Source organism: Sinorhizobium chiapasense, from assembly GCF_036488675.1.
In the GTDB taxonomy this organism is placed as follows: Bacteria; Pseudomonadota; Alphaproteobacteria; order Rhizobiales; family Rhizobiaceae; genus Sinorhizobium; species Sinorhizobium chiapasense.
In genome coordinates this window covers 97,135-112,141 of the sequence record NZ_CP133148.1, presented here as the reverse complement: position 1 = coordinate 112,141, position 15,007 = coordinate 97,135, and the positions used below count along the sequence as shown (strand labels likewise).

Annotated in this window: 11 protein-coding genes, 1 tRNA gene and 1 pseudogene; 9 read left to right on the top strand and 4 right to left on the bottom strand. The window is 63.1% G+C overall.

The annotated features are described in order from the left end of the window. Nucleotides 1-35 precede the first annotated feature (35 nt). From putA to RB548_RS00500, 5 genes are all read left to right on the top strand, one after another. On the top strand, nt 36-3,743 hold the full coding sequence (putA, locus tag RB548_RS00520; RefSeq protein WP_331373130.1) for a trifunctional transcriptional regulator/proline dehydrogenase/L-glutamate gamma-semialdehyde dehydrogenase: 3,708 nt from the start codon (nt 36-38) through the stop codon (nt 3,741-3,743). Between the two features lie 209 nt (nt 3,744-3,952). After that, complete coding sequence (locus tag RB548_RS00515) at nt 3,953-4,537, top strand: IMPACT family protein (RefSeq protein WP_331373129.1); 585 nt, start codon at nt 3,953-3,955, stop codon at nt 4,535-4,537. 63 nt (nt 4,538-4,600) lie between these two features. Continuing rightward, nucleotides 4,601-5,587 carry an aldo/keto reductase gene (locus RB548_RS00510; protein WP_331373128.1) on the top strand — a complete coding sequence of 329 codons (987 nt, stop codon included), beginning with the start codon at nt 4,601-4,603 and terminating at the stop codon, nt 5,585-5,587. A 50-nt stretch (nt 5,588-5,637) separates the two neighbouring features. Beyond that, nucleotides 5,638-6,066, top strand: coding sequence for a DUF1810 domain-containing protein (locus RB548_RS00505; protein WP_331373127.1), 429 nt, complete (start codon nt 5,638-5,640; stop codon nt 6,064-6,066). Between the two features lie 416 nt (nt 6,067-6,482). After that, nucleotides 6,483-7,160 (top strand): methyltransferase family protein, encoded by a 678-nt coding sequence (locus RB548_RS00500; protein ID WP_331373126.1) that lies wholly within the window; start codon nt 6,483-6,485, stop codon nt 7,158-7,160. A 45-nt stretch (nt 7,161-7,205) separates the two neighbouring features. Here RB548_RS00500 and RB548_RS00495 read toward each other — a convergent pair whose 3' ends face one another. After that, the gene (locus tag RB548_RS00495) at nt 7,206-7,814 is read right to left on the bottom strand and encodes a helix-turn-helix transcriptional regulator (RefSeq protein ID WP_331373125.1); all 609 of its coding nucleotides are present in this window, start codon (nt 7,812-7,814) and stop codon (nt 7,206-7,208) included. Nucleotides 7,815-7,917: 103 nt separating this feature from the next. Beyond that, nucleotides 7,918-9,639, bottom strand: a complete 1,722-nt coding sequence (locus RB548_RS00490) for a hypothetical protein (protein WP_331373124.1) — start codon at nt 9,637-9,639, stop codon at nt 7,918-7,920. Nucleotides 9,640-10,060: 421 nt separating this feature from the next. On the opposite strand from RB548_RS00490, the gene RB548_RS00485 reads away from it, so the two are divergent. From RB548_RS00485 to RB548_RS00475, 3 genes are all read left to right on the top strand, one after another. Beyond that, nucleotides 10,061-11,248, top strand: coding sequence for a hypothetical protein (locus RB548_RS00485; RefSeq protein WP_331373123.1), 1,188 nt, complete (start codon nt 10,061-10,063; stop codon nt 11,246-11,248). A 255-nt stretch (nt 11,249-11,503) separates the two neighbouring features. Further along, nucleotides 11,504-12,319 (top strand): class I SAM-dependent methyltransferase, encoded by an 816-nt coding sequence (locus tag RB548_RS00480; protein ID WP_331373122.1) that lies wholly within the window; start codon nt 11,504-11,506, stop codon nt 12,317-12,319. A gap of 349 nt (nt 12,320-12,668) precedes the next feature. Beyond that, nucleotides 12,669-13,871: a M14 family metallopeptidase gene (locus RB548_RS00475; protein ID WP_331373121.1), complete on the top strand. Its 1,203-nt coding sequence runs from the start codon at nt 12,669-12,671 to the stop codon at nt 13,869-13,871. Nucleotides 13,872-13,881: 10 nt separating this feature from the next. Here the strand turns inward: RB548_RS00475 and RB548_RS00470 are convergent, their stop codons facing one another. Further along, nucleotides 13,882-14,412: a dihydrofolate reductase family protein gene (locus RB548_RS00470; protein ID WP_331373120.1), complete on the bottom strand. Its 531-nt coding sequence runs from the start codon at nt 14,410-14,412 to the stop codon at nt 13,882-13,884. A 109-nt stretch (nt 14,413-14,521) separates the two neighbouring features. On the opposite strand from RB548_RS00470, the pseudogene RB548_RS00465 reads away from it, so the two are divergent. Next, a pseudogene (locus tag RB548_RS00465) lies at nt 14,522-14,688 on the top strand (winged helix-turn-helix transcriptional regulator); the annotation flags it as partial. A 230-nt stretch (nt 14,689-14,918) separates the two neighbouring features. On the opposite strand, the gene RB548_RS00460 reads toward RB548_RS00465, so the two are convergent. Beyond that, nucleotides 14,919-14,995 (bottom strand) — tRNA-Arg (locus RB548_RS00460). Nucleotides 14,996-15,007: the final 12 nt, after the last annotated feature.

Genomic DNA, 15,007 nt, shown 5'->3' with positions numbered 1-15,007 from the left:
GACGCCTGTTACCGCTCCGTGGAGGACCGTGTTCGATGAGCCAGACCAAGCTTCAAAAATCTCCCCCAGCCACGGACGCAGCGCCGGCGCCCTTTGCCGACTTCGCGCCTCCGGTCCGGACGCAAAGCACGCTTCGCCGGGCAATCACGGCCGCCTACCGCCGTCCCGAAACGGAATGCCTGCCGGCGCTCATCGAGGCTGCGACGCTGCCCAAGGAAACCCGCGATGCCGCCGCCAAAACCGCCCGCAAGCTGATCGAGGCGCTCCGTGCCAAGCATAAGGGGTCAGGCGTCGAGGGACTGGTGCACGAATATTCGCTCTCGAGCCAGGAGGGCGTCGCACTGATGTGCCTTGCCGAGGCGCTGCTGCGCATTCCCGATACGGCGACCCGCGACGCGCTGATCCGCGACAAGATCGCCGACGGAGACTGGAAGTCGCATCTCGGCGGCGGTCGCTCGCTGTTCGTCAATGCCGCGACCTGGGGCCTCGTCGTCACCGGCAAGCTGACCTCGACCGTTAACGACCGCAGCCTCGCGGCGGCACTGTCGCGGCTGATCGCCCGCTGCGGCGAGCCGGTGATCCGTCGTGGCGTCGACATGGCGATGCGGATGATGGGCGAGCAATTCGTCACCGGCGAGACGATCGACGAGGCGCTGCGCCGCTCCCGGGCGCTCGAACAGAAGGGTTTCCGCTACTCCTACGACATGCTCGGCGAGGCGGCGACCACGACGGCCGACGCGGAACGCTATTACAAGGACTACGAAACCGCGATCCATGCGATCGGCAAGGCCTCGGCCGGACGCGGCATCTACGAAGGCCCCGGCATCTCGATCAAGCTCTCGGCGCTCCATCCGCGCTATGTGCGCGCACAGGCCTCTCGCGTCATGGGCGAATTGCTGCCTAAGGTGAAGGCGCTCGCGATCATCGCCAAGAAATACGACATCGGCCTCAACATCGACGCCGAGGAGGCGGACCGGCTGGAGCTGTCGCTTGATCTCCTCGAAGAGCTTTGCCTCGACGCCGATCTTTCCGGCTGGAACGGCATGGGCTTTGTCGTGCAGGCCTACGGCAAGCGCTGCCCCTTCGTGCTCGACTTCATCATCGACCTCGCGCGCCGCTCGGGCCGTCGCATCATGGTGCGTCTCGTCAAGGGCGCCTATTGGGATGCGGAGATCAAGCGCGCGCAGCTCGACGGGCTCGAAGATTTCCCGGTCTTTACGCGCAAGATCTATACCGACGTTTCCTATGTCGCCTGCGCCCGCAAGCTGCTTTCGGCAACGGATGTGATCTTCCCTCAGTTCGCCACCCACAACGCGCAGACGCTCGCCACGATCTACCATATGGCCGGCAAGGATTTTCAGGTCGGCAAATACGAGTTCCAGTGCCTGCACGGCATGGGCGAGCCGCTCTATGACGAGGTCGTCGGCCGCAGCAATCTCGACCGTCCGTGCCGCATCTATGCGCCGGTCGGCACACATGAAACGCTGCTTGCCTATCTCGTCCGCCGCCTGCTCGAAAACGGCGCAAACTCCTCCTTCGTAAACCGCATCGCCGACCCGAAGGTCTCCGTCGACGAACTCACCGCCGATCCGGTCGAAATCGTCCGCTCCATGCCGGTGGTCGGCGCGAAGCACGATCAGATCGCCTTTCCTGCCAAGCTCTTTGGCGAGGCCCGCACCAATTCCGCCGGCGTCGATCTCTCGAATGAAGAGAGCCTTGCATCGCTGGCGGAGGCACTGAAGGCAAGCGCCGCGAGTGCCTGGACCTCGGTACCGCAGCTTGCGACCGGCGCGGGCTCGGGCGAAACGCGCCCGGTCGTCAACCCCGGCGACCACCGCGACATCGTCGGCTCGGTGACGGAAACGTCGGACGAGGACGCCAAGCGCGCGGCCCGCCTCGCGCTCGAGGCTGCCGAAGCGTGGGCCGCGGTTGCCCCGGCGGAGCGGGCTGCCTGTCTCGACCGCGCGGCCGACCTGATGCAGGCGCGCATGCCGACGCTGCTCGGGCTGATCGCCCGCGAGGCTGGCAAGTCGCTGCCGAACGCAATCGCCGAAGTACGCGAGGCAATCGACTTCCTGCGCTACTACGCCGAACAGACCCGCCGCACGCTCGGTCCGGGCCACAAGCCGCTCGGCCCGATCGCCTGCATCAGCCCATGGAACTTCCCGCTGGCGATCTTCACCGGCCAGATTGCCGCCGCGCTCGTCGCGGGCAATCCGGTGCTTGCCAAGCCCGCCGAGGAGACGCCGTTGATCGCCGCCGAAGGCGTGCGCCTTCTGCACGAGGCGGGCATTCCGGCCAACGCGCTGCAGCTTCTACCCGGCGACGGCCGTGTCGGCGCGGCGCTGGTCGCCGCCCCCGAGATCGCGGGCGTGATGTTCACCGGCTCGACGGAGGTCGCGCGGCTCATTCAGGCGCAACTTTCCGACCGGCTTTCGCCTGCCGGACGGCCTATCCCGCTGATCGCCGAGACCGGCGGCCAGAACGCGATGATTGTCGATTCCTCTGCGCTTGCCGAACAGGTGGTCGGCGACGTGATCGCATCGGCCTTCGACAGCGCCGGCCAGCGCTGCTCGGCGCTGCGCGTGCTCTGCCTGCAGGAGGACGTCGCCGATCGCACGCTCGCCATGCTGAAGGGCGCGCTGCACGAATTGAACATCGGTCGCACCGACCGTCTTTCCGTAGATGTCGGTCCGGTCATCACCGCCGAGGCGAAAGGCATCATCGAAAAGCACATCGACGCGATGCGCGGACTTGGCCGCAAGGTGGAGCAGATCGGTCTTGCCGCCGAGACCGATCAAGGCACCTTCGTACCACCGACGATCATCGAGCTTCAGAAACTCGCCGATCTCAAGCGTGAGGTCTTCGGGCCGGTGCTGCACGTCATCCGTTACCGCCGCGACGATCTCGACCGGTTGGTCGACGACATCAACGCCACCGGCTACGGTCTGACCTTCGGCCTCCACACCCGCCTCGACGAGACGATTGCGCATGTGACCAGCCGTGTGAAGGCGGGCAACCTCTACGTGAACCGCAACATCATCGGCGCGGTGGTGGGCGTCCAGCCCTTCGGCGGACGCGGCCTTTCCGGCACCGGACCGAAGGCGGGCGGCCCGCTCTATCTCGGCCGACTGGTGACGACAGCGCCGGTGCCGCCGCAGCACAGCTCCGTTCATACGGATCCAGCCCTCCTCGACTTCGCCAAGTGGCTTGACGGGCGCGGCGCGAAGGCCGAAGCGGAAGCGGCGCGCAACGCCGGCAGCACCTCAGCGCTTGGGCTTGAGCTGGAGCTGCCGGGCCCGGTCGGCGAGCGCAATCTTTACGCGCTCCACCCGCGCGGCCGGGTCCTGCTCGTGCCGCAGACCGAGACGGGCCTCTATCATCAGCTCGCCGCCGCGCTCGCGACCGGCAACAGCGTCATCATCGACGCCGCCTCCGGTTTGCAGCCTTCGCTCAAGGACCTGCCCCAGAGCGTCGCCGTCCGTCTCTCCTGGTCGAAGGACTGGGCGGCCGACGGCCCCTTCGCCGGAGCCCTCGTCGAGGGCGACGCCGAACGCATCCGCGTTGTCAACAAGGCGATCGCGGCGCTACCCGGTCCGCTGGTGCTCGTCCAGGCTGCGGCGAAAGAAGAGATCGCTCGCAACCCCGACGCCTATTGCCTCAACTGGCTCCTGGAAGAGATTTCGACGTCGATCAACACCGCCGCCGCCGGCGGCAATGCCAGCCTGATGGCAATCGGTTGATCGCGGAGTCGCGCTCCGGCTGTGTGCCCGATTCGCCCCTCACCCTGGCCCTCTCCCCGCGCGCGGGGAGAGGGGACTGAACGATCGGTCGCGGCTTGTCCCTTCTCCCCGCCTGCGGGGAGAAGGTCGCGGCAGCGGGATGAGGGGCAAATCCGGGTGACGATACGCCGCCGATCCGCTAACAGCGTTCTCCAAAACGGAAGCAGCGGATGTTCACGCTCCAGCGCATCGAAACCTCGACACAGGAAATCAAGAAAAGCCGGTTCCTGGCGATCGCCGGCCCGATCGAGGACGAGCAATCGGCTAAGGCCTTTCTCGCGGCGCATTCCGATCCGACCGCCAATCACAATTGCTGGGCCTGGCGCAGCGGCCAGACCTACAGGTTCAGTGATGATGGGGAACCGAGCGGCACGGCGGGAAAGCCTATCCTTGCGGCGATCGACGGCCAATCCGTCGATCGCGTTGCGGTCGTCGTTACCCGATGGTTCGGCGGCGTCCTGCTTGGAAGCGGCGGGCTGATCCGCGCCTATGGCGGCACGGCTGCACTCTGCCTGAGGGCCGCTGAAAAAGCCGAACTCGTCGACACGCAGCGCGCTACGATCGTCTGCGACTTTGCCGATCTTGCCCTGATCAAAGCGCGGCTGACGGGCCGCGGCGTCGCGGTCGCCGGAGAAACATTTACGGATACAGGGGCGGTCCTGACAGCCGAGATGCGGAAGGACATCGCGGCGGAGGTCGTTGCGCTCGTCACCGACCTCAGTCGCGGCAAGGCGATCATTTCGCACGAGGATTAAGCTTCCGCGCGCGGCGCAATCATCATAGAAATCGCCGACGCAGAACAGAACAAGGACATCGAAATGAAAACGAGAGTTTTGGGACGGACGGGTGCGACGATCTCGGAAATCGGCTTTGGCGCCTGGCAGATCGGAGGTGCCTGGGGCGACGTCAGTGAGGACGACGGCAAGCGCGCGCTTCACACCGCGCTCGACCGCGGCGTCACCTTCGTCGACACGGCCGACGTCTATGGCGACGGGCGTTCGGAAAAGATCATCGCGGCGGTGCTGAAGGAACGCGGCGGACAAAAACCGTTCGTTGCCACCAAGGCCGGCCGCCGGCTCAATCCGCATGTCGCCGACGGCTATACGGCCGGCAATATCGAGGCGTTCATTGACCGCAGCCTGAAGAATCTCGGCGTCGAAACACTCGATCTCGTGCAACTGCACTGCCCGCCGACGGACGTCTATTATCGTCCAGACGTCTTCGAGGCGCTCGACCGGCTGGTCGCCAAGGGCAAGATGCGTCGCTACGGGGCCTCGGTCGAAAAGGTCGAGGAGGCGCTGAAGGCGATCGAATATCCCGGTGTCGCCACGGTTCAGATCATCTACAACATCTTCCGCCAGCGCCCACAGGAATTATTCTTCGCAGAGGCGCGGAGGAAGAATGTCGGCGTGATCGTCCGCGTTCCCCTCGCCTCGGGTCTGCTTACGGGCAAGATCGGCAAGGACACGGTATTTGCGGCTGACGACCACCGCAATTTCAACCGCCACGGCGAAGCCTTCGATGTCGGTGAAACCTTCGCCGGCGTGCCTTTCGAGGTCGCGCTCGAAGCGGTGGAAGAGTTGCGCGCGCTGGTTCCGGCCAACGTGCCGATGGCCCAGTTCGCGCTTCGCTGGATCCTCGAGCAGCCGGCCGTTTCGGTCGTTATCCCCGGCGCCCGCAACGAGGCGCAGGCGCAGTCGAACGCCGCAGCAAGCGCGCTCCCGGCACTCGACGATGCGACCATGGCGGCGATCGCCGCGCTTTACGAGCGGCTGATCAAGGTTCATGTTCATCACAAATGGTAGGACGACCGCGCTCCGCGGAAGACGCGGATGTGTCGGAAGGGAAGGCACCGATGCAAGAGGCCTTCGATCTCGAGCGCTTTGTGAAGGCGCAGGAGAGCACGTATCGCGCCGCGCTCGCGGAACTCACCGCCGGCGCCAAGCGAACCCACTGGATGTGGTTCATCTTTCCGCAGATCGAGGGCCTCGGCCATTCACCAACGGCGCAATATTATGCGCTTGCGAACCTGGACGAGGCGCGGGCCTATCTGCGGCATCCGCTGCTTGGCCACCGCATTCTCGAGTGCACGGAGGCGGTCAATGCCGTTCAAGGCCGGTCGGCGCTCGAAATTTTCGGGCGACCGGACGACCTCAAGTTTCGCTCATCGATGACGCTGTTCGAAAGGGCCGCCCCGACGGTCGGCGTCTTCGCAAGAGCGCTCGACCGCTATTTCAACGGGGAGAGGGATCCGAGGACGCTTGAAAAGCTCGGAAAGGGCTGACGCCGGCGTCTTCATAATGTCTACAGGAGGAAAAGGAGGGTCAATGCCGAGAAGACAGCCAGCCCGACGATGACAAGCATGAGTTCCTTCATCATATAACGATACATACAACCCTCCTTCCCGGCAGACGACGCCGGGAAGCACGTTTTTTATATGGGGATCGGGCAGAGGGTTGTTAAGTCGGCGCGTGCACACGACAGCGTGAAGGCGGACTACCATTACACTCGCGCATCGCTTATCCCGATCGATTTTCGCCGGTCGCCACTCCTTGCCTTGCCTGCCCTGCCGAGGCCGCCTACAGCGCCGTGCGTCTTCTCAGACGTACAAAGGACGCCGCAGCACAATGGAGGATTGCGATGTCGAGCGGCGGCACTATCTGAACAGCCAAACGTCCCCGATCATCTCGGAGCGTGCCCATGATCGTCAGGCTGATCGTTCAAACTGTCATCTGGTTCGGGGTAATCGCCGCAGTGCTCTTCGCATCCGCCGGAACGCTTGCCTGGCCGGCCGCATGGATTTATCTCGCGGTGATGCTGGCGCTCTCGCTGATCGCCGGACTAATGCTCGCCCGACATGATCCCGCACTTCTCAAAGAAAGGCTGTCGGCGCCCATTCAGAAAGATCAGCCTTTCGCCGACAAGGTGCTGCTCACCATCATCCTTCTCTTCCTGTTCGGCTCGTTTGCCTTCATGGCGCTCGATGCCGTGCGGTTCGGGTGGTCGTCGGTTCCGCCGTGGGTGCAGGGCGTCGGCGCAATGGCGCTCTTGCTTTCGATCTGGTTCAACTATTGGACATTCAGGGAAAACAGTTTCGCGGCGCCGGTCGTGAAGATCCAGAAGGAACGGGCGCAAAGCGTGGTCACCACCGGGCCGTACCGTTACGTCCGCCATCCGCTTTATGCCAGCGCCCTCATCTTCGTCGCGGGCAGTTCGCTGCTCCTCGGCTCCTGGTGGGGGCTTGGGGCGGTGCTTGTGCTTCTCGTCTTGCTCGCCATTCGCATCCGCATCGAGGAAAAGGCGCTGCGGACCGGCCTTGCGGGGTACGACGCCTATGCGGCGCGGGTGCGCTACCGGCTTGTTCCTTTCGTCTGGTAGCGCCGCGTGCTCTTTGCGTGCGGAAAGCCGACCGGTCTGTGGGGCTCAGCTTGGCATGATGCGGCCGGTCGCATCGGCGGTCTCGGCGCCAGCATGCCCATCGCCGTGCGCCGGTGACGGCTGTGACGGCCCCGGCGGCATCAGCAGTTCCTCCAGGAAATAGGCGGAGAGCGCGGCGCGGCCCGAGAGCTCGGCCTTGTGGTAAACCGCGGTCGCCTGCTGGCGAATTGTCGCTTCGCTTGCGCCCCGGATCCGCGCGATCTCCTTGTGGCTGAAGCCCTTGAGCAGCAGCAGGCCGACCTCCTGCTCCGCCTGGGTACAGCCCCAGGCCGCGAACTGGCGCTGGATGGCTGCTCCGAGTTCCTGAAAATGGTCGGCCAGGTCGGCGCGCCACTGGGCATTGCTTTCGCGTATACGCGCGATCTTGTCGCGCAGATCGAGGTTGCCCGCTTCCTGTTCGCGAAGGCGCGAGGAAAGCAGTGCCACGCAGGCGGAGCAGCCGACGAGAAGCGCGATGCTCACCGCCTCTGTCAGCAGTTCCGTTGCGTCAAGTTCCTCCTCTTCCCTCACCACCTCAAGGCCGAGCAGGAGTGCGAAAGTCCCTACCGCACCGACGATCAGCATCTGCCGGCCACGTCCCCTGGTCCAATCCATGGTCCTCTCCCGAGCTCGCATCACGATGGCGTCGCAGCTGCCATGCCATCGCAATTTTGCGCCCGCCTGTCGGGTTCCGCAACAGACGGGCGCAAAATGCGGCTCAGACGAAGAAGAAACCATCAGCACTCGGCGATGCGGCACCAGTGGCCGCGACCTCGAAGTCGGCCGCCGCGATCCAATCGGTACCGTCGAGCCAATCCTCGTGGACACGTTCGCCGCAGGAGAAGGCCCAATCCTCGGCCACGACCAAATAGCCCCCGCCCATGCCGGATTCGGCGGTCCGCCTCGCATACGTCGTCGTGTCGGCGAACTGGAAAGTATCGCTCACCAGCCAGTCGTCGAGCCGCTCTTCGACCTGGTCCCCGACCAGATCCCCGTCCTGGTCGTCGGCTGCGAGGTCGCCTGCGGCTACGTTCGGCTGGACGCCGCCCGCCGCTCCGGGCTTTGCGCCTCCGGCTTCGCGAACGAGCTGGCCGAGCGTTTCGGACGCGATCGGGGCATCGCTGACCGCGACGATCGCGTCGTTGAAATCGCCATCATAGTCGGGACTGGTGTTCAACCGGTCTTCGAAGCCGATGATGTCGATCCCGGCTGCTCCCGGCACCTTCGAGGAAAGGCCGATCGCCTGCATGCTGCCGGCGGGGTTCAGCAGATTTGTCCCGTCATCGGCCCCGAGCGCGCTCAACGGCTGTATCGGCAGGATGTTGCCGGCTTCGTCCATGACAGTGGGGGCAAAGAGGTCACTCATGCTCGCGGGCGCGCCGGTCAGAAGATTCTTGAGATGCAGTCCGCCGTCGGTGAACTCTTCCAGGTCGACACCGATCTCGTCGGTGCCGCGCACGAGGAACAGGCACAGGCTCTGGCCGTCCGGCACATCCACAGACACCGAGGTACCGCCCGCCGCATCGGAGAGATCCGCCAGGAGTATGCGCGCCTCGCTGAAGGCGCCGGTCGCCTCGTCGACGAAATAGGCGCCCAGCGCGTCGGCGCTGTCGGTGGAGCCGCCGATCACCGTGACCTGTTTCGTTGTCCCGGTGAAATCCGCCGGATCCAGGTCACGCACGTCGGCCAGATCCTCTATCTCCTTGCCTTCGCGAAGTTTAGCCAGATCAGGCGTGACGTCGTCCGTGTCGTCGTCCGGCACCCCGACCACACCTTGCCGGTACAGATCGACCTGCGACGTGGTCGTGCCGTCCGGCGCCAAGGCGCGTTCGGTGATCAAGCCCACGCCGGGGGCATAGAACTTGAACTCGGCACCCGTGGAGAGGGCAGAGCTGTCGATGATCTTGATTACGTCGTCGAATTGCCCGAACGGCGTCTTTACGCTGAGCCCGGTCTCCGCGAGGATGCTTTCGTCCTCGGCGATGCCTGGCGCGAATTCGAGATAATAGGCCGTGCCGAATTCCGGGGTCGCCTTCATGGCCCAGCCCGGCTGGTTGCCGGGATCATCGGCCGACCACTCGCCGTCATGATTGACGCCGATGAAGTTTCCGTCGTCGTCGTATTCGTAGTTGACGACGATCTCGCCGAAGTACCAGACATTGCCTTCGGTATCCTGCGCATACCAGTCGAAGGTGTCCTCGAGAATCACGTCGTCCTCGTAGACCGTATCGCGGATCACCGTCGTGCTCACTCCACGAACCTCGAATGTCGCAGACGTGGTGAAGAGGTCGTTGCGCTCAGTCGTGACCTCGCCGGTATCGGGATCGATCTCATCTCCCTTGTAGCTCAAGACGTGACCGGGGATAAGCGGGAGATAAGGGTTGTTGATCGGCGCTCCGGGAATGAAGGTCGCCGCACCAAAATCGGGTAAGATGGCCATGGTGATGTCCTCCGAGATGATCGCGTCGCAGACGCGCCCCAACCGCCGCTCGCCGCTGCAGGAGCATGCGGCGGTTGTCCTCTCACGGAAATCCGGCAGGCGTGACACGGAAAAAGACTCAAGGGTTCAATCACCTCCGCGACCCCATCTTACGGATGTAAGATGCGCGCCCCCTCGGTAAATCGGCGCTATGAAGAGCGGCTTCCGCCGCCATCCATTCCGAACCTCCGGCGCCGCTCATGGGCAACAGTTTTTCGGATGCGTTCCCCTCGCGTCGGCATTGGTGGCGGTGACATCATGCGCTATGGTCCGTCAGGGGACTCTAACGGGGATCAACGCCATGCGTGTTTTGGCTCATTCGGCGGGGGCGAAAGGAAGTTCGAACCACCCGGGCAGGCGGTCAGCGTGAGGTGCTGACGATATGAGTCTGCGCGCCATCGCCAGCATGGTTTTGCTGGCGCTCCCGACGACTGCGATGGCCGAAGACGCCGAACCGGCGCTCGCCGAAGGCTGCACGGCGCCCTGTGCGGGGTACGAAGTTTCCGCGGAGCTCCAGAACGACTGGGTCTTTGCCGCCGACCCGTCGTTTCTGCGGTCCGACGCATTGGAGCCAACACTTACCGTCGACCTGTTCTTCGCGCCGACGGATTATTTGCAGTTCGTCACGTCCATCATCACGGAGCCGGCTGTCGAGCCAGAGCCTGGCGAGAACACGACTTTTGAAGGGATCGGGACCTATCTGGCCGAACTCTACACCGCCGTCGAAGCAGGCCCGGCGACCATGAGGGCCGGAAAATTCGATACGATCTTCAGCCTTGCCAGCGAAGTCGCGCCCGGAATCAACGCGACCGACCTGGTCTCGGAGTTCGACGCGGATGAGCGCGTCGGCGCCGAGATCGTATTCGACTTCGACGGCCTCGGGATGGACCAGACCCTGGCCGCAACGGCGTTCACGACCGACCGATCGATCTTCAGCGATTCCCTATTCACCGCCCGGGGGCGGACGCGACTGTCGGATGGTGGCGCCGGCAACACCGATGGCCTGTCCTCGCTCTCGCTTGTCCTTAACGGTTGCAGAGGGGCGGAGCCGATCGATTGTTATACGGACGGTGATTTCGGCTACAGGCTGGGCTTCCGGTACCAGGGGGCCGGAGAACCTACCGGCGAGGACGTGGAGGAAGGGCTGAACCCTCAAGCCGAACAGGCCTATCTGGCATCCACGACCGCAAGCCTGGAGCTGAACGAAATGACGCTGAGGCTGCTCGGCGAAGCAGCCTACCTCAGGCATTTCGACAGCGGCCCGGATGATGCGCTGGTCCTCACGGGCTCCGCCGCGCTTGAGGTCGAGCCGTTGACTTATGTCGCGACCTATACCCGGCAGCTCAACCTTGTTGGCGGCAGGCGGGACTCACGCGAGCATCTGGCCGATTTCGAGGTCATCTACGAGCCCGACGAAGAGCGCGACGAAGGCGTGCCATTCGAAGGGACGGGATGGAAACTCGCCGCAGCTTACTCCTTTGCACGCAATGCCGACGAGGAAACCGCTCACATCTTCAGCGTTCGGGCGGTTTTCGATTTCGACGGAGACGTGGAGCTCGACGCGCCGTGAGGTAGGTCGCCGTCCACGATCTTAGCCGGAGCTTCTCTCCGCTCCGACCGGATATGCGCGAGCAGGCCGATGCCGCGCCATAGCGGAAAGAGCTTGCGAAGCCTCCGACTACCGCCGCGCTAGCTCCTCATCGCGGTCCTTCCTTGCGGCGGTAGTTTTACACCGGCAGGATCGCGATCCCACTACAGATCGTGAGCTAGCCATCGGGCCCGCCAAGTGGTGAAATAGCGCCCTCGAAAGCTGAAGGAGGGTTTCATGCCGGAACATGTCAGCAACGGGATCCTGGAACACAACCGGGAGGCGGCAGCAATCTGGGGAGCCGGAGGCCTACACTACGACCTTGTCAGTTTCGCCATCTCGGACGCGCTGGCGCATGCAGCTCAGCGATTGAACCCGAAGCCCGGCGACAAAGTGCTCGACGTTGCGACCGGCACCGGCTGGAGCGCGCGCAATGCCGCCCGCCTCGGCGCAAACGTGACGGCGATCGACATATCGGCGGATCTGATCGACGCCGCGCGCCTGCTTTCGACCGGCATCGAACCGCCGATCGATTACCACATCGCCGATGCCGAGAACCTGCCCTTCCCGGACGAAAGCTTCGACAAGGTACTCTCGACCTTCGGCGTGATCTTCGCCGGAAACCATCGCCGCGCGGCGAACGAACTGGCGCGGGTCTGCCGCAAAGGAGGTCGGCTCTCCATATCTGCCTGGTCGCCGACGGGCGCTGTTGCTCGCTTCTTCGCTGTAATCGGCGCTCACACGAAGGCGCCGCCACCGACGGAATCACCACTATCATGGGGCGATCCGGCCCATATCGAAGACCTGCTCGGAAAGGAGTTCACAATCACCTTCGAGCACGGAACAAACAACGTCTACCATGACAGCGTCGAAGATATCTGGAACTGGTATATCCGCGGCTTCGGGCCGTTGCGGACACTTTACGAAGGCTTGAATGAAGGTGAACGCGCCGCGCTGAAGCGCGACGTCGATGCCTATCACGCGCACTATCAGGTCGAGGCCGGGCTCCACATCAAACGGGAATATCTGATCGTCATTGGGGAGAAACGATAAACATCACGACCCTGACACGGCCACACAGGCACGCGCCCCTCAACACGGCATCTCTCCACATCCGACATCGCCGTCCGCGCCTGGTCGATGGTACGCAAGCCTGGTTTGGCACGCGAACAGCTGCAGGGGCTCGAACTTTGCCGCTCCCGAAAAACCGTGGGTTTGCTCTGCGCCATCCCCGACCTGCCGAAAGACGGCGCAGATCGCAAACCGCGACAGAGCTCTGCTGACGTCTTGCAACTCTGAGAGGTCAGGAACATGGTTGTGTCTTAGGTCGCAGGGGATTTTCGCGACCGATGTGCATGCCGCTATCCTAACGTAGCTTTTCAGCACAAAGGAGCCTCCCATCATGTCGGACAAACCTAAGAAGGGCCTCGATCGCCGAGACTTCGTGATTGCATCAATTGCCACGGTCGGCGCTTCGGCTGTCCTCGCCCGCAACGCCGGCCCCGCGCAAGCCCAAGACTCAGCACCCTCTGGCGGAGCGGCCTCGGGTCCGACTCAGGGGACGGTCTATACCGGCGATGTGATCCAAGGGAAAAAAGTCATCGCCGTGCTCGACGTCAACGACTTGGAGCCCGGGCAGAAGCACCTTTTGTATTTCCAAGGCGTCGAGATGTCTGCCGGACAACACTGGTATGTGTCTGTGACGGTCGCCAAGGGAGCAAAGCCCGGCAAGCGTGGCGTCCTGGTCAGCGGTGTGCATGGCGACGAAATGAGTTCCATACATACGGTCCAGACCGTGATGAACCAGCTCGATCCGGCTGAGATGTCGGGCACGGTGATGGCGGTCACTGACGTGTCCCGCCCGGCCATCGAAAGCATGCAACGCAGATGGCCCAATCAGGGCAGAGGCATGGATCTGATCGATATGAATCGGGAGTGGCCCGGGAACGAAAACGGTGTCACCGCGGCCAGCCGACACGCCGCGCTTCTGTTCAACCGGCTGCTGCGGCCGAACGCCGACTTCGCGATCGACTTCCACACCGGGACAACCGGATTCGAAGTCACGGCATTCAATATTGGCGGCATGGATGTGCCCGAGGTCAAGGCGATGTTGGAACTCTACCCAGTCGCCCAGATCTTCGACAACCATGTCTATCCCGGTGTCCTGCACAACGCGTTCATGGACACGGGCATCCCATCCTTTACGCCGGAGGTCGGCGCTGCGCGCGTCCTGAACCTCGAGATGATCTCCCTGTTCGTGGAAGGCACAATGAACGTTCTCAAGCATCATGGCATCGTTGCTGGGCCAATGGGACGCACAGGCAAGGACTTGGACGTTTTTGTCGGAAACAGTGCGTTCCCGATCCTGGCCACCGCGAGCGGGCTCGTCGAGCATCTGGTCAAGCTCAACGACAAGGTCGAAGCCGGACAGAAAGTGGCTATCCAGCGCAATAGCTTCGGCGAAGTGGTTGCGGAGTATGTAAGCGGCGTGGCTGGAGAGATAACGGGCCAGCGCAGCGATGCCGTGTCCGAGCCTGGCAACCCCTTGGTATTTATCCTTTTCAACAAGGCGACGCCGGAGGGCGTTGAGGCTTATCCCGAATAGTCCGCCCAGATTAAGCAGGAACGTAGGTCAACCTGATCACATCTTCGCCAATCCGATCACTAGTCATAAGGCGGAGCGGCGGCCGGGGTCCTGCGAAATATGGCTTGCCGTGACCAAGCACGACGGGGTGCAGGTAGATTCGATACTCATCGATCAGACCAAGTTCGGTGAGGCTTTGCGCCAAAGTCGGGCCAGCAACTTCAATCTCCCCGTCGCGCTCGGCTTTCAGCTCACGGATCACCGCCTCGAGATCATCCTCGACAAGCGTGGCATTGGGGCCGACCGATTTCAACGAGCGCGAGACAACCCATTTCGGCTGGCTCCGCCACGCCGCCGCGAAGGCGAGCTGCTCTGCATCCCAATCAGGATGATCGTCGTCCCAGTAACGCATGACCTCGTACATCTGGCGACCGTACACACTGCCCGCTTGCCCCTCAGCTTCCTCGATGAAGTGGCGGAAGAGTGTGGGGCTTGGCGCAAACCCCATATGGTCGACGTAGCCGTCCAGTGACTGGTTCATTCCGAACACGAGCTTAGCCATCCCACTTCCTTTCCTTGCGCGGCACATCCGCGCGGCTCTGATTGCATTATACAATCGGTTGAAAGCTAGATCGACTGATTTTATATCGCAATTGGTTTTTGGAGTGCGCATGAACGCCCCACGCCCGGGCTGCCCGATCAATCTGACTCTCGAGGCGCTGGGGGATCGCCGGAGCTGATCGTCATCCGCGACCTGATGCTCGGCAACCGTCGTCACTTCCGCGAGTTGCTGACCCGGTCGGAGGAGTGGATAGCCTCGAACATTCTAGAGCGCCGTGCGTTCGAGTGAACGCAAAAAGGACGCTCTAGCACTTTGATTCTAGAGCATCTTTTCCGCTTTCAGTGATTCCACTTGAAAGCGGGATGCTCTGGCTGACCGTAGCTCCGCCTGCTCACCGCAACACCAAAAGCGTACCGGGAACAACCGTGCAAGAACGTCTTCGGAACGCGTAGGGACGCGAGCCGACTTCAAAATGCCTGAACGCCCTGAGAAGTAAGGGAAGTTGATGGCGCACCCGAAGAGATTCGAACTCCTGACCCCCAGATTCGTAGTCTGGTGCTCTATCCAGCTGAGCTACGGGTGCTTGCCTGAAGCG